The sequence below is a fragment of the Rheinheimera salexigens genome (assembly GCF_001752395.1).
Classification (GTDB): Bacteria; Pseudomonadota; Gammaproteobacteria; order Enterobacterales; family Alteromonadaceae; genus Alishewanella; species Alishewanella salexigens.
The window spans coordinates 62682-85897 of the sequence record NZ_MKEK01000001.1 but is presented as its reverse complement, the minus strand read 5'-3'; the positions used below and the strand labels follow the sequence as shown (position 1 = coordinate 85897).

Genomic DNA, 23216 nt, shown 5'->3' with positions numbered 1-23216 from the left:
AAAATTATAATAATAGAGGTTTCTATACTATGCAGTCTAAATCTAGGGCGCTGCCAAAAATGACAGTGTTAGCCGCTTTTGTCGCATCTACAGTTTCATATGGAGCTATAGCCAGTACGTTGACTGCTGTACCATTAACAACAGGCCCAAGCCTGATGCAGCAACATACAGGCTTTGATAAATCCGCGACGTTAATTCAGCAGCAATTTCCAACTTATTATATTATTCAATTAGAAGATGCGTCTTTAGCAACGTATAGCGGCGGCGTGCGTGGTTTAGCGCCAACGCACAGGTTAATCGCTAATGAAGATAAGTTAAATACCCAATCTGTTGCAGCTACAGCCTATAATCAATATTTAGAATCACGTCAGGCTGAGGTGGTTTCTGTTTTACAATCAAAATTTCCTTCATTACAAGTACAACGTAATTTAAGTATTACCTTTAACGGTTTAATTGTTAGCGTGCCAGGCCAAGTTGATCTGAAAAAACAATTACAAAGTGTGCCCGGTGTTAAGAACGTATTTGAACATGAGATATATGAAGCCCAATTAGATACATCGCTAGCATTAATTAATGCCCCAGCGGTGTGGGACGCTATTGGCCAGCGCGATCGTGCCGGTGAAGGCATTAAGGTAGCGATTATAGATAGTGGTATTCGAGCTGAGCATCCCATGTTTGCTAGCAATGGCCATACCCGACCAGAAGGCTTACCTACAGATGATTACTGCGCAACAGTTGATCCGACTTTCTGTAATGATAAATTAGTATTAGCCCGTTATTACACGCCAACATTCCAAGTACACGCTAACGAAAGTATTAGTCCATTGGATTTTGGTGGCCATGGTACGCACGTAGCGGGTACTGCTGTGGGTAATGCCGTAAGTACCACCTATGCTGGTGTCGATGTTAGCTTTTCTGGTGTGGCGCCAGGCGCAACAGTAATGGCTTATAAAGCGTTATTCCAAACGCCTGAAGGTCGCGGAAGCGGTTCAAACATCATGTTAATTGCCGCATTAGAAGATGCGGTTGCCGATGGTGCAGATGTCATTAATAACTCATGGGGCGGCGGCGCAGGTGGCGATCCGGCAAATAGTGTTTACGCACCCATTTTTACTGCTGCTGAAGCGGCAGGCGTTGTGATTGTTACCGCCGCAGGTAACGATGGTCCAGGTGCAAAAACAGTTGGCTGTCCAGCATGTGTTGAGGCAGGTATCACCGTTGCGAGCACTCAAACCGGCCGTAGTTTTGGTCATTTAGTTAACGCATCGGGTATAACCGATGTCGCTGCGATTCCCGGCTCAGGTGACTTTGAAATCACTGCAGACATTAACGCTTTATTGATGCCAGCTATTAATGTCGATGAAGCCAATGCGCTGGGTTGTGATGCCTTCCCAGAAGCATCATTAAGCGGTCAAATAGTATTGCTTTCTCGCGGTGCCTGTAATTTCGCACAGAAAGCCAATAATGCTCAAGCCGCTGGCGCTGTGGGTATGATTTTATTTAATAACGCCCCAGGGGTTATTAGTATGTCAATGCCGGGCGCGACTTTGCCCAGTGTGTCTATCTTACAGCAAGATGGCGAAGCTATTTTAGCGGCATGGCAAGCGGGTGATGAAGCAACTATTACTAAAAGCATGCAGTTAAATAATGCTGCTGCAGTTGATGCAATGTCAGATTTTAGTTCGCGTGGGCCAAATGGTGATAGCAGCTTCTTAAAGCCAGATATTGCTGCGCCAGGCTCTGATATTTTATCAGCGTATTCGCCAGGTAGTGATGAAACCCAATATAATGTTATTTCTGGTACCTCAATGGCCAGCCCGCATGTTGCAGGTGCAGCTGCCTTGTTACGCCAGTTGCGTCCAGAATTAAATGCATTCCAAATTAAATCTATTTTAATGACTTCTAGTAATCCTGCAGTAAAAATGCAAGATTTAGAGTCAGTAACGACGCCATTTGATCGTGGAGCAGGCCGCCTTGACGTGCTAGCCGCGAGCAAAGCTGCGGTTAGCTTTGATAAACCCTCTTTTGTTTCTACCGGCTGTGTTATCAACTGTAGCTTTGAGCGCACGGTAACAAACCTAATGCCAGCTGAAGGAAATTGGCAAGGCCGTGTTGAATTTGTAAGTGATAAAGTAACAGGTAGTTTATCAACACCCGATCTTAGTATTGCCGTCGACGGCACAACAACATTTAATTTAACAGTGGACACTTCTTTTGCTGAAGAAGGGTGGCAGTTTGGTCAAGTAGTATGGACAGACGCGTCAGGTAAATATCCCACTGCGCATTTACCTATTGCTGTTATGGCCGCACGGTCAGATGATAGTCAATTAGTGAATACAACAGTTATGGCCGGTGAAGTGACTGCAGGTGAAGCCTTTAACATGAGCGCTCGTGCGGGCGACAGCGGCAGCGGACTACCTGTGAGCTTTACGGTTCATATCCCAGAAGGCACTGAGTTAGTTGAAGGCTCTGTTGATATTGAGTTAGCGCGAGCTTCCCAAAATGGCTTTAGCATAGCGCCAAATAAGCGCGTTATGACCTGGGCAGGTTCAGTGAATAGTGCTCCTGATGTGACATCATTAGCGCCTACTTCAGCCTTCCCGTATGCCGGTTATGTTATGGCTGATTTTGGGATAACAAGCACTCAGCTACCTTGTGATGCAGGTTGTGATGAGGTTTCATACGGCTTTGGTCTGGGTAGTTATGGTGGGTTTATTTGGAATGGTCAGCAAGTTGATACTATAACTGTGTCTGATAATGGCTTTATCGCTGCAGCATCGCAAAATACCACGGGCGCTTATCTAAACCAAGAATTACCTGATGTTACGTCACCTAATGCGGTTATAGCCCCACTGTGGACTGACTACGCTATAGGCGCAGAGAATGGTGGCCAAATTAATTACAATGTGCTTAATGATGGCACTAATCAGTGGTTTGTTTTGGAATGGGATAATGTCGCTGAGTGGAATTCTGCTACAGGTGATCGGTTTACCTTTGCAATATGGATTAAGTTAGGTACAGACGAAGTTTACTTTAACTATATTGATGTCCCAGCTATGCCTGCTAATTCAACAATAGGCATCGAGGATATTACGGGCCAAAAAGGTACGTCTCGATTCTATAACGGAGTTGGAACGGCAGCGATGACAGGTGATGCATTACTTGCTCGTCTAGCGCCAGGTGCAAAAGGCTCAGTGGTCATTAACTATGACTTAGTGGCTTCCTCGTTTGGTACGGCAACCGATGCTAGTGTCTCAACAGTAGAGCAAGCCCCCGTTCAGGTTGATTTAGCAACTGCATTTACTACCGGTACAGAAGGTTTATTATCAAAGGTTAGCTTAGTTACCAGTGATGAAACCTACAGAGCTGCACAACCTTTTGCTATCCAGCCAAGCGACGACGTTACTATCAGTATCGTCACTGCACCAGAACATGGTGTGCTTGCACCTGCAATGACAACACCTAGCGATGATACGACAGCGACAGCAATCCCGTTTAGCTATACCTATATAGCGCAAGAGGGATATGTTGGCGTTGATACATTTACGTATCAGGTAGTCGATGCAAAGGGTAATAAAACCAACGAAGCAACGGTTACTGTTAATGTACAGCGTGACAACACAGCACCAGTAGCTAAAGCATCAGCAACACCGGCGCGAGCCCAGGCTGGCGCGACGGTAAGCTTAAGTGCTGCAGCAAGTACTGATGTTGATGGCGATAGCTTAACCTATAGTTGGTCGCAAACGGCAGGTCCTAATGTTGCGATAACGGGTGGGTCAGGTGTGACAGCAAGTTTTGTTGCGCCAGCGTTCGCGGCTGATACAGGGTTAACATTTAATGTAACTGTATCAGATGGTTACGAGACTAGCACGGCATCAACTAATGTGACTGTGGTTCGAGCCAAAAGTAGCAAAAAATGGTATGAAGGTAGTTTTAGTGCAGTAATTGCATTGTTTGCCTTACCACTAGTGTGGCTACGTCGCCGCCGTACCTCAGTAAAATAAGCTAAATTAGCATAAGTTAATCTAGTTATTGTAATTACTGTTATAAATTAAGGGGCTTTCGAGCCCCTTAATTTTTAAGACGATTTAGAAGGGAGAATAGATGATTACAACAGGTATTAATTTGTTGAAAGTGCTTAGTAGAGTGACTAAGCCGCTTATAATTGGAGCCGTTCTAGTTGGTTGTAAACCGGTGACAGAAATAATTTCTACGCCACAGGCTCAGTCTCAGGTTTCAGCCGAGCAATTAGTAGAATTAGAACGCGGTATCAGAGATTTAATTAGTAGCCCAATCGCTCAAGATATAGCTAGCTGTAAAATAGTGACTTTAAATACTAATGACTGTCAGCAAACAGCAACGCATTTACTGTACTCGATAGAGAATACTAATGAGCCAGTATTGTTAGCTTTAGTTGAAAAGTATAATAAAGCACTGGAGTCAAAAACAGCAGAGTCAACAACCGAAAGTGGTACTTTGAGCTGTGTTGTTAGCCAGAAACCATCAGTGATACTGCAAAAGGACTTATGTATTCCGGTGCAATTTGCTACTGAATAAGTAACTTATACTGATAATCATGAGCGCACTTATTACGCCAAAAAAATGAGCGGCTGTTGCTAACGGATTGGCGTTAATAGCAGCGATTGGGATCGGTGAAAAAATAAATTCGTAACTAACCTTAGTAATAATCACCAAGAGTAACAAGCGAGAAAAAGGCTGGCGCTGCATAACATCTTGCAGCGCACCCCAAGCAAACAAACCATAAAGCACACCAGAGAAACCCACGTAGTAGTCAATGTTAGATGCAAAAAACCAGATGCCAGTACTGCAGCCCAGCGCTAAGAGCGGGAGTAACCAGAGAAAGCGCCAACCAGCAGTATATTCGGCAAATAACAGCCAAAACATCGCTATACCAGACAAGTTTAATAACAGGTGAGCTAAGCTTAAATGCATAAACTGCCCGCTAAATAAGCGCCATAACTGACCAGATTTAAGCGCTTCGCGTTCAAACATTAACCAATTTGCAAAGTGTTCAGGTAATAAAAACAATAACCCAAGCAATGCAGCGACCATTAGTACTGGAAGCAAATGGCGCTGCGCTAGGGGTAATGTTATGCCGAGCCTTAACATGCTAAATGCTAAATGCTAATAGCTTGGAGTTTTATCACAGCTTGTCGCTTAACTGCTGTAAATCAGCGCTATTGAAGACATAGTTGTTATTACAATAATCACAGCTAATTTCTAATTTACCTTCGGCTATGTGTTCGTTAATAATCGCTTGGCCTAAACTGATAATAGCCGCTTCGGTTTTTTCTCGTGAACAGCCACAAACAAAACTGACTGCTTGCGCAGCAAATAACTTAATATCTTCTTCATGGTACAAACGGTGTAATAACTGTTCAACTGGTAGGTTAAGGGTTTCATCGGCAGTAAGGGTGTTACTTAATATGGTTAACTCAGCAAAATCTATTTTCGCTTGCTGTTGATTTACCGGCAGTACTTGCAGCATAAACCCGGCAGCACGACAATGCTGCTGTTGAATATCAGTAAATAAATATAACCGGGTAGGTAATTGCTCTGATTGAGCAAAATAGGTTTCAAGGGTATGGGTTAAGCTGTCGCCCGTTAACGGGATAATGCCCTGGTAACGTTCACCTTGCTTTGGCGTAATGGTAACCAACATATGACCTTCACCTACCAGATCACGGAAGCTATCACCTTGTAGCTCTGCGCGCATTCGTGCAATACCGCGAAACTGCTGTTGATCGCTGCCATTTACAGCAGCAAAGCGAAGAGGGCCATCACCTTGAATTTGTACTGCAATTTCGCCTTCAAATTTAAGGGTCGCGGTCAGTAAACTGGTAGCGGCAACTAATTCAGCCAACAGTTGTTTTACTGGCAGGGAATAATCATGATTCAACAACATATTATCCAGGCTGCTAGAGAGTTGAACCAATTCGCCACGGACATGCTTATCTTGAAATATAAAACGGTATAAATTATCTGAAGTCATTATATTCTCTTACTGCTGTGATTTTAATAAAAGCAACTTACGCCGCTCTTTTTTATCGGGTTTAGTGTCAGGGTGCGGTGCAAATAAAGAATTAGTTTTTCGTAATTCAGCACGCTGTAAACGTAACTCAACGCTTTGGGCGGTTTCGGTATATAGCATTTGAGCTAAGGTAGCCGCTAAGCGTTTTTCTGCTAGCACTTGTATAATTACATGTTTTTCGTCAGTGCCTTGTGTCACTTTAACCGTTGCACCTAGTTCCACTGTTTTACTAGCTTTGCAGCGCTGACCATTATAATGTACCTTGCCGCCCTCTATCATGTTTTTTGCTATAGCGCGGGTTTTATAAAAACGACAGGCCCAAAGCCATTTATCTAAACGGATTGCGGGTGCTTCAGAAACTGATTTTTTTAATTTTTGCTGCATATGAGGTAATCTATTTACCGAACTAAAATAGCTATTATAGTGCCTATCTACTATATATGGGCAAAATCATAAAAAAACAGGGTTGCTTTAATGTAATAAATTACTATCGGTCTTGTTGCAAGATAGACAACTGGGTAAGATAAAAGTCGAATTAAACATAGAAGTGTGTGATGAAGCCGTTATTACAACTAGAACAATTTTGGCATCAGCTTGAAAAAATTCCACTGAATAACCTTCGGTTGATATTGAATGTGCTATTGAGCGTTTTATTAGCTTGGCTTTTAGCTAAGCTAAGTTGGCAGCTATTGCCTAGTCCAGCACAAACTGATGCTATAGTCCCTCCAGCTTTGCAACTTAATGCCGCGAATGCTAATGCTGCGAAAAATAAAGTCGATTTATCGGCTTTAGTCAGTTTTTCATTGTTTGGTAAAGCCGACCAAGTTACAGCCAATAAATCTGAGCCGGTGCCGGTAGTGACTGAAGCGCCAAAAACTAATTTAAATGTTAAATTAACCGGCTTAGTGGCTATTAGCCAAGTACCTGAGCAAGGTAGTGCTATTATCGAAAGCCGCGGTGCTGAAGCAACCTATGCCATTGACGATAAAATTGATGGCACTAACGCCGTATTGAAGCAAGTGTTGCATGACCGGGTATTACTGCAACAAGCTGGCCGTTATGAAACCTTAATGTTAGATGGTATGGAGTATACAAAGATTGCTCAAGCCAATATTGGTTTAGGTCGTAGTGATGCGGATAATTTTGAAAGTAATGTTGAGCAACAAGATGATATGGCACCAACATTAGACCCTATGCAGCCGCTACAAACCAATGAGATACTTTCTGAGCAACGTCAGCAGTTATTAGCTGAACCGATGAAGTTTTTTGATTATATTCGGGTTTCGCCACAACGTAGGGAAGGCCAGTTAGTTGGCTACCGTTTAACGCCAGGTAAAGACCCCGCTTTATTTAATCAGCTTGGTTTACAGGCCAACGATTTAGCCATCGAAATTAATGGCATACGTTTAGATGACATGCAGCAGGCAATGGGTGTCATTAATGAATTACGTGAAGCTCAAGAAGCGACAATAAAAATAGAGCGAGATGGTGAAACTAAAGATATTTTAGTTAGCCTATCGCAATAATAATGACAACTAATTGGTTATAATTTAATGAAATCATTGCAGCTCTCTTTTCTTTCTCGCCGAACTTTGGCTAGCCTTTTAGTCGCAGCTTCTCTTGCTGTTATCGTCCCTAGCGCGAGTGTTGTTGCTGATGAACCCGTAATGTACTCGCCTAACTTTAAAGGCACCGATATTAATGAGTTTATTAATATCGTTGGCATGAATTTAAAGAAAACCATTATCGTTGATCCACAAGTGCGCGGCCGGATTAATGTGCGCAGTTACGAAATGCTTAACGAGCAGCAGTATTATCAGTTTTTTTTAAATGTGCTGGAAGTCTATAGTTTTGCTGTGGTGGAAATGGAAAACGGCATTTTAAAAGTAGTGCGTAATAAAGATGCCAAAACCAGCAATATTCCTGTTGTTAGTGACGAGTATCCAGGCCAAGGTGACGAGATGGTCACGCGCGTGGTACAGGTACGTAACGTGTCGGTGCGTGAATTAGCGCCGTTGTTACGCCAATTTAGTAATCAGGCCGGTGGTGGCCATGTTGTGCATTATGATCCATCAAACGTGATTATGATGACAGGACCGGCTGCGGTGGTAAATCGCTTGGTGGATATTATTCAACGGGTGGATAAAGCCGGAGACCAAGAATTAGAAATAGTTAAACTTGAATATGCCTCTGCGCCAGAAATAGTCAGAATTCTTGAAAGCATTTATAAAAGCCAAGGTCGTGGCGATCAGCCCGATTTCTTAGTGCCACGAATTGTTGCCGATGAGCGCACTAACAGCGTAATTGTCAGTGGTGAGATCCAAGCCAGACAGCGGGTGATTGAATTAGCCAAACGCTTAGATTCAGAATTAAAAACCAGTGGTAATACTCGGGTGTTTTATCTGAAATATGCTAAAGCCGAAGAGTTAGTGCCGGTGTTAAAAGGGGTTAGTGAGTCTATTGTTGCTGAAGTACAAGGCGGCCAGAGCACAGCCTCACCAAGTGGCGCAAGACGTGCATCCGGTGGCAGCTCGCGCGCCATTAGCATCGATGCCCACAACGATAGCAACAGTTTAGTGATTACAGCCCAGCCTGACATGATGCGTTCACTAGAAGAAGTGCTGCGTAAATTAGATATTCGCCGTGCGCAGGTATTAGTAGAAGCCATTATTGTTGAAGTATTTGAAGGCGATGGCACCGATTTAGGTGTGCAGTGGTTAAATAAAAACTTTGGTGGTACCAACTTTAATAGCGGCAACACTATTCCATTAATGAATGTCGCTGGCGCCGCATTATCAGCGCGGCCGACCAAAAATCCACCTCGGGTAGAGCAGTCGACTATTCCGGGCGTACCCAGCACGACAGTGCCAGTGCCTGATACTGAAGGCGACTACAGTGCCGCGGCTCAGGTGTTAGGCTCATTGAATGGCGCTATGTTAGGCTTTATTTCTGGCGATTGGGGCGCAATTTTGCAAGCCGTCCGTACTAGCTCTAACTCTAACGTGTTATCAACACCGCACATTACCACTATGGATAATCAAGAAGCGTTTTTCTTAGTTGGCCAAGAAGTACCTGTTATCACCGGCTCAACCACCGGAGCCAATAACACTAACCCCTTCCAGCAAGTTAATCGCCAAGAAGTGGGCATTAAGTTAAAAGTGACGCCACAAATTAACGAAGGTAATGCGGTTCAACTGACTATAGAGCAAGAAGTATCCAGTATTGGTGGCGCTACTGCAGTTGATATCACCATTAATAAACGGGAAATTAAAACCACTGTTATGGCCGATGATGGTGCAACAGTAGTATTAGGCGGTTTAATTGATGAAGACGTGCAGGAAAGCGAGTCTAAAATTCCGCTGCTAGGCGATATTCCGTTTTTGGGCCATTTATTTAAAACCACCAGCGTGACCAAACAAAAACGTAACTTAATGGTGTTTATTAAAGCCACTATTGTCCGTGAAGGTTCGGCGATATCGGGTATTTCCAAAGAAAAATATAATTATATTCGTGCCGAGCAGTTAAAGCGGGATGAAGAAGGCATTCGTTTAATGCCCAATACCAAGCAAGTTATTTTACCAGAGTGGAACGACGCTTTAGAATTACCGCCGACCTTTGATGAATATATGCAGAAGCAGCAGCCAGAAGGTTTGTCAGCGACAGAAAGTAAAGGGCTGCAAGACTAATGGCGCAGTTAGAGCAGCTGGAACAACTCGCGGCAGAAGATATTAAACCGGTCAGTAGTCGGATCCGGTTGCCATTTGGTTTTGCTAAGCGCCACGGTGTGTTATTGCAGCAGCAAAAAGACGGTTGGTTGTTATCGGTGCATACCGCGACATCGGCTCAAGCCGTATTAGAAGTTCGCCGCATGTTAGCGGAGCCTTTTACTATTGTTCGATTATCACCGATTGAATTTGAAGCATTATTAGAAGCAAGTTACCAACGAGATTCCTCTGAAGCGCAGCAATTAATGGAAGATATTGGTAAAGAAGTGAATTTAGCCTCGTTGGCAGATGATATTCCTGAAACCGAAGATTTATTAGAAAATGAAGATGATGCGCCCATTATCAAATTAATTAATGCCATGCTAGGCGAGGCCATTAAATTAGGTGCGTCAGATATTCACGTTGAAACGTTTGAAAAAGCTTTAATTATTCGCTTTAGAGTCGACGGCATTTTACGTGAAGTGCTAAGGCCTCATCGGCGCTTATCGAGCTTGTTAGTGTCGCGGATTAAAGTAATGGCAAAGTTAGATATTGCCGAAAAACGCTTGCCACAAGATGGTCGCATCAGTTTACGTATCGCCGGTCGCGCCGTTGATGTCCGAGTGTCGACTATGCCGTCTAGCCATGGCGAGCGGGTAGTACTGCGTTTATTAGATAAGAATAACTCGCACTTAAATCTAGCCGACTTAGGCATGTCCGGCACGGTGCAAACCGCTTTTGCTGAACTTATTTTAAAACCGCACGGAATTATACTGGTTACGGGCCCTACTGGCTCGGGTAAAAGTACCACTTTGTATGCTGGTTTAACCGATATTAATACTAAAGATCGCAATATCTTAACGGTAGAAGATCCGATTGAATATGAGTTAGAAGGCATTGGCCAAACCCAAGTAAACAGCAAAGTTAATATGACTTTTGCCCGCGGTTTACGGGCGATTTTACGTCAAGATCCCGATGTGGTGATGGTGGGTGAAATTCGTGACTTAGAAACAGCACAAATAGCCGTGCAAGCCAGTTTAACCGGTCACTTAGTGTTATCTACCTTGCATACTAATACTGCCGCTGGCGCGATAACCCGCTTAGAGGATATGGGTGTAGAAGCCTTCTTGCTTTCATCCAGTTTATTAGGTGTGCTGGCGCAACGGTTAGTGCGAACCTTGTGTATTCATTGCAAACATCCACACCAACCTGATACCGAAGAGTGCCGATTACTCGGCGTTACTGCTGCCAGTAATACGATTATTTATCGAGCCAAAGGTTGCGAACACTGTAACCTTACCGGCTATCGTGGACGTACCGGGATTCATGAATTATTACAGGTTGATGAGCATATTCGCGAGTTAATTCATAACGGTAAGGGCGAGCAGTCTATTGAGAAATACGTGCGCCAACATAGCCCCAGTATTCGCGCCGATGGTTTTAGCAAGGTATTAAAAGGCTATACCACGTTAGAAGAAGTATTGCGTGTGACACGAGAGGATGTTTAGTGGCGGCGTTTGAATATCAAGCTTTAACGGCAAAAGGTCGCACCACTAAAGGGGTGCTAGAAGCAGATAATGCTAGGCATGCCCGCAGTTTATTACGCGAGCAAAAGCTAACGCCGATTAGTGTCACGGTAGCCTCGCAGCAAGAAAAGCTGCTGGCATCAGGTAAGCAATGGTTTAAACGCAAAATTTCCACCTCTGAACTCGCCTTAATTACGCGGCAAATCGCCACTTTAGTGGAAGCGGCGTTACCGATTGAAAGTGCCTTGCTGGCAGTTGCCGAGCAATGTGATAAACCGCGCTTAAAAACCATGATGATGACAGTGCGCTCTAAAGTGGTGGAAGGCTATAGTTTAGCCGAAGGTTTAGCCGAATTTCCGCATGTGTTTGATCACCTATTTCGCTCTATGGTCGCAGCCGGTGAAAAATCCGGTCATTTAGACCAAGTGTTAAACCGTTTAGCTGATTACACCGAGCAACGTCAGCATATGCGCAATCAAATCTTAATGGCGTCAATCTACCCCATTGTTATGGTTGTGGTGGCTATCGGCATTATTGGCGTTTTATTGTCGGTGGTAGTGCCAAAGATTACTGAGCAGTTCGAATATATGGGCCAACAATTACCGGCGTTAACTCGGTTTATGATTGGTGCCAGCGAGTTTGTGCAAAGTTATGGCCTTGGTTTAGTGCTCGGCATCGTATTATCCATTATTTTAGCTCAGCGCTTATTACAAAAGCCGGCTATAAAAATGGCTTATGATAAACAGCTATTAAATATTGCCTTTATTGGCCGCATAACCCGAGGCGTTAATACGGCGCGTTTTGCTCGCACTTTAAGTATATTAAATGCCAGTGCCGTGCCTTTACTTGAAGCGATGCGCATTAGCGCCGATGTGCTAGATAATAGTTTTATGAAACAATCGGTAACAGAGGCTGCAGCTAGAGTGCGCGAAGGCACCTCGCTGCGCAATGCACTGGATCAAACCAAACTCTTTCCGCCTATGATGTTGCATATGATTGCCAGTGGCGAGAAAAGTGGTCAATTAGATACCATGCTAGAGCGGGCGGCAAATAACTTAGATCGTGAATTTGAAATGACCATGACGGTATCGTTAGAAATATTTAAACCGGCAGTGGTGATTATTCTCGCAGCAATGGTGTTTTTAATTGTGATGTCAATTTTACTGCCAATACTAGAACTTAATAATATGATAGGAAAATAACATGTTAAAACAACGGGGTTTTACCCTTTTAGAAGTGATGGTCGTAATTGTTATTCTGGGTATTATTGCCAGCATGGTAGTACCCAATTTATTGGGCAATAAAGAAGCGGCTGATCAACAAAAAGCTAAAGTTGATATTCAACAATTAGAAAACGTCTTAGATATGTATCGGTTGCGTAACGGTTTTTACCCTACCACCGAGCAAGGCTTAACAGCATTAGTGCAACAGGCCACGTCTGAACCCGTACCAAGAGCATTTCCTGATGGCGGTTTTATTAAGCGTTTGCCAAAAGATCCTTGGGGCGAAGATTATATTCTGGTTAGCCCAGGCCAGATTGGTCGTATTGATATTCTAAGCAAAGGCCCAGACCGTACTGCCGGTAGTGATGATGATATTGGTAATTGGGATGTTGAGTCAGACAGTAATAATTAATGATCAAGCCTGCTGCTCGTCACGCTAAGAACACGGGTTTCACTTTATTAGAAGTGATGCTAGTAATGCTATTAATTGGCTTATTGGCGACAGCAGTGGTGCTTAATTTTAGCGGTGAAAGCCGAGCAGAAAAGCTTGATAAGCAAAGTTTGCGCTTTCAACAGTTGTTTCAGTTTGTGGCTGAAACGGCTTTGCTTAAACAGCAAGAGTGGGGGTTGTATACTACTGCCGATCGCTACGGATTTTTATATTACGATAATAATCAGCAAAAGTGGTTGCCGGCAGAAGAACCTGAAAGCTTGCGCCAACACCAATTACCTGAAGACATCAGCTTACAGTTAGATTTGGATGGTTTTGCCACAGTCGAAGACAATTTACTGCGAGATTTAGACTGGCAAATAGATGAAGAATACAGTCAGGATGAGCAGCAAACTACGCCGGTATTGCCGCAAGTATTTATTTTATCTTCAGGTGAAATTAGTCCGTTTAAACTTACCTTTATAGAAAAAAGTGATCTGTCTCCGTTATATTCCACAGTAAGTACCGAGTTTTTTATTCCCTTAACGCGCACCTTTGCTAGTGGCGAGCAACCATGAAGTCACTTAGTAACCATAACGGTTTTACGCTGCTAGAATTATTGGTTGCGATGGCTATTTTTGCCACTGCTGGCATTGCTATTATGCAAGCAACTTCAGCACATATTCGTAGTATCACCATGCTGGAAGATAGTACTTTTGCCAGTTTTGTTGCCAACAATCAAATGCAATTAGCGTTACTAGAAAAAGAGTGGCCAGGCAAAGAGCAGCGCAAGGGCGAAGTAGAGCAAGGCAACCGTAAATGGCTGTGGCAACTGGAAAATTATAAATTAGAAGATGCAGATTTACGCTTAATTAAAATTCAGGTCAGTTTAGCCGAAACACCAGAGGATATTTTATATAGTTTACAAAGCTATAAAGGTAAGCCAAATGGATAATCGTGGCCAGGGTTTTACCTTTATAGAAATGTTACTAGCCGTTTCACTGTTTGCTTTAGTTGGCTTGGCCTCGATAGCGGTGTTGTCTAGTGTGACCAAAAGCGATGAGTTATCGCGCGAGTCTAGTCAGCGTTTAATCGAAATTCAGCGCACCATGTTAATGTTAGAGCGTGACTTTATGCAGATAAGTGCCAGACATGTGCGTATTGATGGCGAGCCCGCTGAAAAAAATCGGCTAGTAGGTGCGCAGTACTTATTTGACAGCGAAGATCATGGTATTAGCTTTAGTCGCCAAGGTTGGCGTAATCCCGGTATGATATTACCGCGTAGTGAAATTCAAGCTGTGGCTTATCGACTTCAAGAAGGCGTATTGCAGCGCTTATTTACCTTATATCCTGATGCGGTTACCGGAACCGTGCCCCGGATACAAATGTTACAAAGTGACTTAACCGGCTTTGAGGTTGAATATTTATTGGCTGAAACATGGCAACAACGCTGGCAAGATAGTAATTTACCTACTGCCGTAAAAGTTACTTTGATTCATACCTACTTAGGACGTATTGAACGTATTTTTATGCTGCCAGATGGCTTAGTTGCGGAGCAAATATTGCAATGAACACTCAGCAAGTACAGGCTAAGCAAGCACCGCTTAAATACTCGGCAACAAGACAAAACGGCGTAGCGTTAATTGCGGTATTAATGGTGATTGCTATCGTGGTGATTATAGCCGCAACGATGACCAGCCGGTTACGCCTGCAAATACAACGACAGCAGAATATTCAACAGCAGACCCAGGCATTTTGGTATGCCATGGCCGCGGAGCAATTTAGCCGAGTATTATTAACCCGAACGGTCGTGGGTGAAGAAACGGTTAATTTATCTCAACAATGGGCGATGCAAGGTGCAACCTTTCCGGTTGATAATGGCACTATCGCTGGTGATATTACTGATTTGCGCAGTTGCTTTAATCTTAATGCGCTGCAAAATGTCAGCCGTGCAAACGCTAGCGCAAAAGCCGAATTTTCTGTGCCACAACAAGCATTTCAACGTTTACTTGAGTTAAAGTTGGCCGATTTAACCATGCCACCCGAATACTTAACCGCGCGGATTGCTGATTGGTTAGATGAAGATAGTTTATTAATGACTAGTGGCAGTGCGGAAGAAGATGACTATGCCAGCTTAGTGTATCCTTATTATGCGGCGAATACGTTGATGGCGAGTCCATCTGAACTAAGAGTGATTTTGGGTATTACCCCTGCTGATTATCAGGCACTAGCGCCTTATGTCTGCGTAATACCTGATAATAGAGATTTATTAATTAATCTAAATACGTTAACTGAAGAAACCGCGGTATTGTTAGCGGCGTTAATTCCGCAACTGACTGAAGAAGCCGCGATTGAGTTAATTAACAGCCGGCCAGAAAGCGGTTTTACATCGTTAGAAGATATTACCAGTAGTTCACAGTTAGCAGATATTGTTTTAACTGACGATGTAAAAAACATGCTAGTGTTTACATCCAAATATTTTAAGTTAACCGCGACGGCAGCTTATTTAGAATCAGGCTTTGTGCTAACGTCAGTGCTGGAAAAAACCAATACTAATAAAATTAAAGTGCTAGCTCGACGATTTGGAGACCAAGGGTGAGTGAACAATTAATAATTCGGCTGGGTAGCCGGGCAGAACAACAAGTAACTTGGTTGGTTTGGGCTAGCCATAACAATGAAGTTATTGCCAGTGGTGAGCTTGCCAATATTGATCAGTTAGCCGATTTAGCGAAAAGAGTCAGTCAGCGCCAAGTAATAGCACTAGTACCTGCATCAGATGTGGTATTAAAGCAGGTGTTATTACCTACCAAGCCTAACCGCCAAGTATTACAAGCATTGCCCTATATGTTAGAAGAAGAGCAAGCTGAAGATATTGAGCAGTTATTTGTGGCGCTAGGCGACGTGCAATTTCAAGAGGGCCAATACAGCCAGCAAGTGGCTATTTGCCAACGTCAGCGATTAGAGAAATGGCTAGACTGGCTGCAGCAAGCCGGCTTTAATGTCACGCGTTTACTACCTGATGCATTATTATTACCCGATCACAGCTTGCCAGCTTGTATCCAGTTACACGATCAATGGTTAGTGAAGCAAGCACCTTGGCAAATTGCAGCGGTTGAACAAAGTTGGTGGCCAGATTATTTACAGTTAGCGGCATTGCCAAACGTCACTAGTTTTAGCCCGTGGCCTGTTGAGGTGGATCATGCACATCAGTTGGCTGAGCCTGAATTACCTTTAGCCTTACTCGCAGCTCAATTACCACAGCATAACTTTAACTTACTCCAAGCGGAATATAAGCCGAAGCGGCAAAGTCATACTCAGTTTGGGCTTTGGCGTAACAGCGCCGTGTTAGCAATCGCTTGCCTAAGTATCTATTTGCTGCAACTTGGCATGATAAACGTGCAATTAAACCGCCAAAACCAGCAATTACAACAACAAAGTATTACGACGTATAAGCAAGCCTTTCCCAATGAGCCGGTGGTCAATTTATCGCTGCAATTAAAACGTAAATTAGCGCAAGTAGATGGCGGGACAGAGCAAGGATTTTTAACCTTATTAGCGGCATTGCAGCAACAATTAGCCACAGTGCCAGATATTAGCCTTGAAAACTTACGCTTTGATAGCAAATTGTCTGAGCTTAGGTTTCAAGCCAAAGCCAGTAGTTTTCAAAGCTTTGAGCAACTGAAAAATAAATTGGAACAAGCCGGCTTTAGTGTTAATCAGGGCACGCTGAGCAACGATGGCGATAAAGTGCAAGGCAGTGTGGCGATGCGAGGTAAAGCATGAAACAGCAAATATTAAGCTGGTGGTTTGGTTTGCAAGTACGCGAACAGCGTATTGTCAGCTTAGCCGGTGTGGTTATCGCCATAGCCTTATTTTATTGGTTACTGTGGCAACCTCTGCATCAAGCAAAAATTCAAAGACAACAAACTGTTACTGCAGCTCAGTTGCAATTACAGCGGCTGCAACAAGCGATACCTAGTTTATTGGCAGCTGGGAGTGCAAGTGTACGTACTGGTGGCAGTTTGGCGCAAATTATTAGTAATAGTGCGCGAACACAAAGTATTACCGTTAGCCGAATGCAGCCACAAAATGAGCAGTTAGCGCTGGTACTAGACGATTTAAGTTTTGAGCGATTGTTGCCTTGGTTATACGAGCTGCAATATCAGCATGGTGTGCATTTAGTCAGTTTAGATTTAGCGCAGGCAGACAAGCCCGGCATCGTTAGAGTACGACGTATAGTGGTTGAATAGAATGAACAAGTCTTGGAAGTTAATAGTTTTATTAATAGTAAGTTATAGTGTTTTTATGCTGCTTTTAACCCCCGCAGCGTGGTGGTTAAAGCTAGTGTCGTTACCAACTGGTTTACAATTGGGCAGTGTCAGTGGCACCTTAGCGCAGGGTAAAGTGAGCGCAGTGCAATATAAGCAGCTTTATTTACCCGAGTTACGTTGGCAATTAAATGCATGGCAGTTGTTTACCGCAAAAGCCCAATTTTCAGTAACAAGCGGCAGTAAGCAGCAAGCGAGCTTACCTTATGTTGATGCTACTCTAAACTATGGTTTTAGCGGCATGTCGTTGCAAAATAGTCTGTTTCGATTGCAAGTAGCTGATGTTTTGCCGCTGTTAGCGTTGCCTCTACCCATGGCAGCAAGTGGTGAGTTGGTATTAGATATAACCGATTACCAGCAAGGTCAGCCATGGTGTGAGTCATTACAGGGCAATGCCAGTTGGTTAGATGCAAAATTACAAAGTTTAAGTGGCAACTGGTTAGATTTTCAGGCGTTATTTGCCGATATGCATTGCGAGCAAGGCAGTATTGTTATGAATACCGCAGCTGATAATCTACTTGGACTGGATGCTGAAATACGCTTAGACAATGCGCGGTTACAGCTAAATGGTAGCTTAAAGCCAGATCCTTCTTTGCCAGAAGAAGTGCATCAGGCCATGCAGTTTGTTGGTCGGCCTGATGCAAATGGGCGCTACACTCTTAAGCTTTAGTTGTTTAAAGTCTAGGTTCTAGGTTTTAAGATATCAGCGACTAAAGTGTTGTAATCAGTAATGGCCGGAAACTCAGTAATGTTGTTGCTGACTTTCTGGCTATCTGGATTGGCCACCGCTAATAAGTGTTTTATGCCAAAATCTTTAGCGGCATGTAAAATGGGCAGGCTATCATCAACAAACAGCGTGCGAGCGGGATCAAAACCGAAGCGATGTTGCACTTTATGCCATAGCGCCCAATTTTCTTTGGTGACGCCAAATTCATGGGTAGACACTAAAGTATCGATATAACTCGCCAATTCAGTGCGCTCTACTTTTAATGATAAGCTGTCAGGGTGAGCATTGGTTAATAAGATCACCTGACGACCACTATCTTTTAATGCCTGTAAAAATACGGCTGCATCGTCGCGCATGGCAATTTTATCCATTACTTCACGCTTTAGTTCAGTAATAGGCAGTTGTAACCGTTTGCCCCAATAGTCTAGACAATACCACTCCAGCTTACCGGCTAACTTGGTATATTCAGCATCTAATTGCTGTTGAGCGCTTTTTTCATCAATACCGCTAATTTCAGACCAGCGTTTAGGCAAATAATATTGCCAAAAATAACTATCAAAATGTAAATCTAGTAAGGTGCCGTCCATGTCGAGTAATACAGTATCAATTTCAGCCCAATGCAACATAGGTTTTTCCTGTCATTCGTTTTATAGTAAGCAGTAATAGTAAACGGTATTAATTGTAACAGAGCTGACTCTTAGTCGCAGCGATAGGATGGTCATGACGACAAATAAACAAAAGCCACAGATATTGCAGCAGCAACTGGTGGCACAAAGCCTACTTTTTAAAGTTGAACAGTTACAGCTTGAATTTAGCAATGGCGAGCAGCGGGTATATGAACGGTTACGCGGTGGCGGTAATGGCGCCGTAATGATTATACCTTGCCCCGATGCTGAGAGTTTTTATTTAGTGCGGGAATATTGTGCCGGTAGCGACGATTACCAATTAGGCTTTCCTAAAGGCGGCATAGATCCTGGAGAATCAATAATTGAAGCGGCAAATCGTGAATTAAAAGAAGAAATTGGTTTTGGCGCAAAACGTTTTGTTAGCTTAAAGTCATTGGCTTTAGCCCCCAGTCATTTTAATGCTACAATGCACATAGTGCTGGCGTTTGATTTGTACCCAGAATCTTTGCCGGGAGACGAGCCAGAACCGTTAGAACTTGTTAGCTGGTTACGCCGTGATGATCAGTCTTTGTTGCAACAACCTGATTTCACAGAAGCTAGAAGTGTTGCCGGTTTGTTTTTAGCGCAGCAATATTTGGAAGCGAATCCGGATGTTTTTAAGTAATCTGCTTGAGCCAGTAAAAGCAGCAGCTCTAGAAGCTGGTACAGAATTATGGCAGTTATATCAAAGCGGTAACTTTGAGCAGCAACAAAAAGCTGATCAAAGTCCAGTGACTACCGCTGATCTTGCCGCGAATGCCATTATTATTGACCGCTTATCCACACTCACGCCTGAGATCCCTATTATTTCCGAAGAGTCGCGTTTAGCGTCATTAGCGGAACGTCATCAGTGGTCACGTTATTGGTTAATTGATCCTATGGATGGCACCCAAGAGTTTGTTGCCCGCAGTGGTGACTTTGCTGTTAGTATCGCCTTGGTAGAAGACGGCTGGCCAGCATTAGGTGTTATTTATTGGCCAAAGCATCAAGTATTTTATTATGCAACGCGGGGCAATGGCGCTTTTAAACAAGATAGCCAACAAATTCAGCGGATCAATGTTAATCACTTTAACGTTGGTGAGTGCTTAAAAATTGCAGTCAGCCGTCGCCAACCGCTTGAGCCAATTATTAATTTATTACAAGTAGAGCAAAATGTTGAGTATATAGCGCTGGGCAGCTGCTCGTTAAAAAGCTGTTTAATTGCCGAAGGCAAAGCCGACTGTTATATGCGAATAGGTCCTACAGGAGAGTGGGATACCGGTGCAGTTCAAGTCATTGTTGAAGAAGCCGGTGGCCAAATACTTGATAGCGAATTTTTACCCTTAAGTTATAACCAGCGCGATACCTTAGCTAATCCTAATTTTATGGTGTTAGGTCAAGCCAGTGTTTCTTGGCAGCAATTAATCAAAGCAAAAGCAACTTTACGGGATTTAACCCTGTAAAGCTTAGGGTAGTGTTGCAGAGTTGTATCACTTATTCAGCTAAAGAGCACTTTTTCTGGCTATCTTTTAACACTAAAAAAAGCTACTATAGCGCCGAGTTTTTGCCTATAAACCTGTAAATGTTTAGCAAAAACACAGAATTACTAAGTCCGCTAGAGACTGCACCCTTACCTACAGTACCCTAGGAGTTACATCATGTCCGATATGGATCTGAGCCAATATGGCATAACAGATGTCGCGGAAGTTATTTATAATCCTTCTTATGATCAATTATTTGCAGAAGAAACCCGCACTGACTTACAAGGTTATGAGCAAGGCAAACTGACCACATCAGGCGCCATCGCAGTTGATACTGGTATTTTTACCGGTCGCTCACCAAAAGATAAATATATTGTCCGTGATGATACGACCCGCGATACTGTGTGGTGGTCTGATCAAGGTAAAAATGATAATAAGCCTATCACTCAAGATGTATGGACAGCATTAAAATCAGCAGTAACTAAACAATTATCGGGTAAGCGTTTATTTGTTGTTGATACTTATTGTGGTGCCAATGCCGATACCCGCCTTGCGGCACGTTTTATTACGGAAGTCGCGTGGCAAGCCCATTTCGTTAAAAATATGTTTATTCGTCCTACCGAAGAAGAGCTAAAAACCTATAAACCAGACTTTATTGTCATGAATGGTGCAAAATGCACTAACCTAGACTGGGAAAAACAAGGTTTAAACTCTGAAAATTTTGTGGCATTTAACCTTACTGAGCGCATTCAATTAATTGGTGGCACTTGGTACGGCGGCGAAATGAAAAAAGGTATGTTCTCGATGATGAACTACTTTTTACCGCTGCAAGGCATAGCATCAATGCACTGTTCTGCTAACGTCGGTAAAGATGGCGATGTTGCAGTATTCTTTGGTTTATCGGGCACCGGCAAAACCACTTTATCTACGGATCCTAAGCGCCAACTTATCGGCGACGATGAGCATGGTTGGGATGATGATGGCGTGTTCAATTTCGAAGGCGGTTGTTATGCTAAAACCATTAACTTATCCAAAGAAAACGAACCTGATATTTATAATGCCATTCGTCGTGATGCTTTATTAGAAAACGTTACCGTTGCTGAAAATGGTGAAGTTGACTATAACGACGGCTCTAGAACTGAAAACACTCGTGTCTCTTATCCGATATATCACATTGATAATATTGTCACTCCAGTGTCTAAAGCTGGCCATGCCAAAAAAGTTATCTTCTTAACTGCCGATGCTTTTGGTGTATTACCGCCGGTGTCTAAGTTAACTGAAGCGCAAGCAAAGTATCACTTCTTATCAGGCTTTACGGCTAAGTTAGCCGGCACTGAGCGTGGTATTACTGAGCCAACACCTACTTTCTCTAGTTGCTTCGGCGCGGCGTTTTTAAGCTTGCACCCAACGCAATATGCAGAAGTGTTAGGTAAACGGATGCAAGATTCAGGTGCAGAAGCGTATTTAGTGAATACGGGCTGGAATGGTACCGGTAAGCGTATCTCCATTAAAGCCACTCGCGCCATTATTGATGCAATTTTAGATGGCAGCATTGAAGATGCAGAGTTCGTTTCTTTACCGTATTTTAATTTAGCCATGCCAACAGCATTACCAGGTGTTGATGACACGTCTATTTTAGATCCGCGTAATACTTATGCCGAAGTCAGTAACTGGGATGAAAAAGCCCAAGACTTAGCCAAACTTTTTGTTGATAACTTTGTTAAGTTTACCGATAACGCTGAAGGTAAAGCCTTAGTTGCTGCAGGGCCGCAACTTTAAACACACGTTTATAGATGACTGCTTTCAACAAATAAAAATGGCCGCTTTAGCGGCCATTTTTTATGGGTATTTACTTATTTTATTACTCGGCTTCAGCCGGTAATTGCGCAAATTGTTGCTTAGGCATTAAATTTATACTTTGATGCAACTCGGAAAAAACAATAACAATGTCGCCCGTTTCCAATTGTTGCATAACATGTTGTACTTTGTCGCCAAGTGACACTTCTTCATCACCGTAATCGGTGCCTTCACGTAACACATAATACTCAATTAAATTATTTAATGTGTCGGTATCAAGTTGCTGGTACGGAATTATCATTGCTTAATTGCTCACGAATAAAAGTAGGAATACGCTGCGTTAACCAAAATTTCGGTTTGAAAATATTGCCACAAACAAAGCCGACATGGCCGCCGCCTTGACTAAGTTCATAATGAATATAGTGGTTTAACTCTTCTGCTGTAGGAATAACGGCATCGCTAAGAAAGGGATCGTCTTTGGCATGAATAATTAAGGTTGGAATACTAATATGTTGCAAAAAAGCCTTACCACTGGCTTTTTGGTAATAATCTTGGGCACTGCTAAAACCATGAATAGGCGCCGTGAAACTATCATCAAATTGCTCTATATTGCGCAAGGTACTGAGTTTTTTTAGCGTAAGCGGGATAGGAAACTCAGGGAACTGTTTTAACTTTAAAGCTGTACTACGCTTTAATCGGCCTAATAAATACCGTTGATATATTCTACTGCTGCCTTGATTAATGCGACTAGCACAAGCTGATAAATCTAAGGGAGGGCATACCGCAACGGCTGTGGCCAGTGGGTTAGCGGTAGTCTGCTCACCACAATATTTTAGTAAGACATTAGCGCCTAGCGAATAACCAATAGCAACCAACTTTTGCTCTGGAAAACGTTGGCTTATTTCTGTTATTACTGCCGAAAAATCGGCAGTGTCACCGCTATGATAGGCTCTAGGCAGTTTATTCGGTTGTCCATTACAGCCACGGAAATGCATTAACACAGCTGGCCAGCGTAGGTGTCGGCATTGGGCTAACATAGCTTGGATATAATGACTGTTAATATCACCGGCTAAACCGTGCAGTAACACCACTAAAGGTGCGTCGCTAGCAATACGAGAGGGCTGCATCCAATTTAATTGTATTTCATCACCGTCAGCCAGCGGGAATATTTCGGCCACGGTTTTCTGTTTAAGTTTAGGGCTTAAATATTTAGCGAAGATAGTTTGTAAATGGGCATGCTTAAGCCACCATGCTGGCGTAAAAGAGGAGCTAATAACTGGTCTGATCTGAGCTTGCAAAACAAG

23 protein-coding genes are annotated in these 23216 nt (G+C 43.2%); 17 read left to right on the top strand and 6 right to left on the bottom strand.

Annotation, left to right across the window (positions count from 1 at the left end):
* Positions 1-29: 29 nt before the first annotated feature.
* Together BI198_RS00455 and BI198_RS00450 are read left to right on the top strand one after the other, a co-directional pair.
* Complete coding sequence (locus BI198_RS00455) at positions 30-4004, top strand: S8 family serine peptidase (RefSeq protein ID WP_158007079.1); 3975 nt, start codon at positions 30-32, stop codon at positions 4002-4004.
* A 100-nt stretch (positions 4005-4104) separates the two neighbouring features.
* The gene (locus BI198_RS00450; protein WP_070047773.1) at positions 4105-4557 is read left to right on the top strand and encodes a hypothetical protein; all 453 of its coding nucleotides are present in this window, start codon (positions 4105-4107) and stop codon (positions 4555-4557) included.
* Here the strand turns inward: BI198_RS00450 and rrtA are convergent.
* Genes rrtA through hslR form a run of 3 tightly spaced genes read right to left on the bottom strand, consistent with a single transcriptional unit; the run spans position 4525 to position 6436 of the window.
* On the bottom strand, positions 4525-5130 hold the full coding sequence (gene rrtA, locus BI198_RS00445) for a rhombosortase (protein WP_070047772.1): 606 nt from the start codon (positions 5128-5130) through the stop codon (positions 4525-4527). The genes BI198_RS00450 and rrtA overlap by 33 nt on opposite strands.
* A 34-nt stretch (positions 5131-5164) precedes the next feature.
* The gene (gene hslO / locus BI198_RS00440) at positions 5165-6013 is read right to left on the bottom strand and encodes an Hsp33 family molecular chaperone HslO (protein ID WP_070047771.1); all 849 of its coding nucleotides are present in this window, start codon (positions 6011-6013) and stop codon (positions 5165-5167) included.
* Between the two features lie 9 nt (positions 6014-6022).
* Positions 6023-6436 (bottom strand): ribosome-associated heat shock protein Hsp15, encoded by a 414-nt coding sequence (gene hslR, locus BI198_RS00435; protein WP_070047770.1) that lies wholly within the window; start codon positions 6434-6436, stop codon positions 6023-6025.
* A 170-nt stretch (positions 6437-6606) separates the two neighbouring features.
* On the opposite strand from hslR, the gene gspC reads away from it, so the two are divergent.
* From gspC to BI198_RS00375, 12 genes are read left to right on the top strand one after another with little or no spacing between them, the layout of a single operon-like run.
* Positions 6607-7578 carry a type II secretion system protein GspC gene (gene gspC, locus BI198_RS00430; protein WP_070047769.1) on the top strand — a complete coding sequence of 324 codons (972 nt, stop codon included), beginning with the start codon at positions 6607-6609 and terminating at the stop codon, positions 7576-7578.
* A 27-nt stretch (positions 7579-7605) separates the two neighbouring features.
* Positions 7606-9738: a type II secretion system secretin GspD gene (gspD, locus tag BI198_RS00425; RefSeq protein WP_070047768.1), complete on the top strand. Its 2133-nt coding sequence runs from the start codon at positions 7606-7608 to the stop codon at positions 9736-9738.
* Positions 9738-11264 (top strand): type II secretion system ATPase GspE, encoded by a 1527-nt coding sequence (gene gspE / locus BI198_RS00420; protein ID WP_070047767.1) that lies wholly within the window; start codon positions 9738-9740, stop codon positions 11262-11264. Before gspD ends, gspE begins: the two co-directional genes overlap by 1 nt.
* Complete coding sequence (gspF, locus tag BI198_RS00415; protein WP_070047766.1) at positions 11264-12484, top strand: type II secretion system inner membrane protein GspF; 1221 nt, start codon at positions 11264-11266, stop codon at positions 12482-12484. The genes gspE and gspF overlap by 1 nt, the downstream gene beginning before the upstream one ends.
* Before the next feature lies 1 nt (position 12485).
* Positions 12486-12917 (top strand): type II secretion system major pseudopilin GspG, encoded by a 432-nt coding sequence (gspG, locus tag BI198_RS00410; protein ID WP_070047765.1) that lies wholly within the window; start codon positions 12486-12488, stop codon positions 12915-12917.
* Positions 12917-13513, top strand: a complete 597-nt coding sequence (gspH, locus tag BI198_RS00405; protein ID WP_070047764.1) for a type II secretion system minor pseudopilin GspH — start codon at positions 12917-12919, stop codon at positions 13511-13513. The genes gspG and gspH overlap by 1 nt, the downstream gene beginning before the upstream one ends.
* Positions 13510-13890, top strand: a complete 381-nt coding sequence (gene gspI / locus BI198_RS00400; protein WP_070047763.1) for a type II secretion system minor pseudopilin GspI — start codon at positions 13510-13512, stop codon at positions 13888-13890. The genes gspH and gspI overlap by 4 nt, the downstream gene beginning before the upstream one ends.
* Positions 13883-14506, top strand: coding sequence for a type II secretion system minor pseudopilin GspJ (gene gspJ, locus BI198_RS00395; protein ID WP_070047762.1), 624 nt, complete (start codon positions 13883-13885; stop codon positions 14504-14506). Before gspI ends, gspJ begins: the two co-directional genes overlap by 8 nt.
* Positions 14503-15534 carry a type II secretion system minor pseudopilin GspK gene (gene gspK / locus BI198_RS00390; RefSeq protein ID WP_070047761.1) on the top strand — a complete coding sequence of 344 codons (1032 nt, stop codon included), beginning with the start codon at positions 14503-14505 and terminating at the stop codon, positions 15532-15534. Before gspJ ends, gspK begins: the two co-directional genes overlap by 4 nt.
* The gene (gene gspL, locus BI198_RS00385; protein WP_070047760.1) at positions 15531-16718 is read left to right on the top strand and encodes a type II secretion system protein GspL; all 1188 of its coding nucleotides are present in this window, start codon (positions 15531-15533) and stop codon (positions 16716-16718) included. Before gspK ends, gspL begins: the two co-directional genes overlap by 4 nt.
* Positions 16715-17185, top strand: coding sequence for a type II secretion system protein GspM (gspM, locus tag BI198_RS00380; protein ID WP_070047759.1), 471 nt, complete (start codon positions 16715-16717; stop codon positions 17183-17185). The genes gspL and gspM overlap by 4 nt, the downstream gene beginning before the upstream one ends.
* 55 nt (positions 17186-17240) lie before the next feature.
* Positions 17241-17933 (top strand): type II secretion system protein N, encoded by a 693-nt coding sequence (locus BI198_RS00375; protein WP_235605180.1) that lies wholly within the window; start codon positions 17241-17243, stop codon positions 17931-17933.
* A gap of 11 nt (positions 17934-17944) precedes the next feature.
* Here BI198_RS00375 and yrfG read toward each other — a convergent pair whose 3' ends face one another.
* Positions 17945-18616: a GMP/IMP nucleotidase gene (yrfG, locus tag BI198_RS00370; RefSeq protein WP_070047757.1), complete on the bottom strand. Its 672-nt coding sequence runs from the start codon at positions 18614-18616 to the stop codon at positions 17945-17947.
* A 94-nt stretch (positions 18617-18710) separates the two neighbouring features.
* Between yrfG and nudE the strand changes: the two genes are divergently transcribed.
* The 3 genes from nudE (at position 18711) to pckA (ending at position 21894) form a co-directional block, all read left to right on the top strand.
* Positions 18711-19280: an ADP compounds hydrolase NudE gene (gene nudE / locus BI198_RS00365; protein ID WP_141728816.1), complete on the top strand. Its 570-nt coding sequence runs from the start codon at positions 18711-18713 to the stop codon at positions 19278-19280.
* The gene (gene cysQ, locus BI198_RS00360; protein ID WP_070047755.1) at positions 19267-20097 is read left to right on the top strand and encodes a 3'(2'),5'-bisphosphate nucleotidase CysQ; all 831 of its coding nucleotides are present in this window, start codon (positions 19267-19269) and stop codon (positions 20095-20097) included. Before nudE ends, cysQ begins: the two co-directional genes overlap by 14 nt.
* 195 nt (positions 20098-20292) lie before the next feature.
* On the top strand, positions 20293-21894 hold the full coding sequence (gene pckA / locus BI198_RS00355; RefSeq protein ID WP_070047754.1) for a phosphoenolpyruvate carboxykinase (ATP): 1602 nt from the start codon (positions 20293-20295) through the stop codon (positions 21892-21894).
* Positions 21895-21976: 82 nt separating this feature from the next.
* Here pckA and BI198_RS00350 read toward each other — a convergent pair whose 3' ends face one another.
* Positions 21977-22213, bottom strand: a complete 237-nt coding sequence (locus BI198_RS00350) for a YheU family protein (protein WP_070047753.1) — start codon at positions 22211-22213, stop codon at positions 21977-21979.
* Positions 22188-23210 (bottom strand): hydrolase, encoded by a 1023-nt coding sequence (locus BI198_RS00345; RefSeq protein ID WP_070047752.1) that lies wholly within the window; start codon positions 23208-23210, stop codon positions 22188-22190. Before BI198_RS00345 ends, BI198_RS00350 begins: the two co-directional genes overlap by 26 nt.
* Positions 23211-23216: the final 6 nt, after the last annotated feature.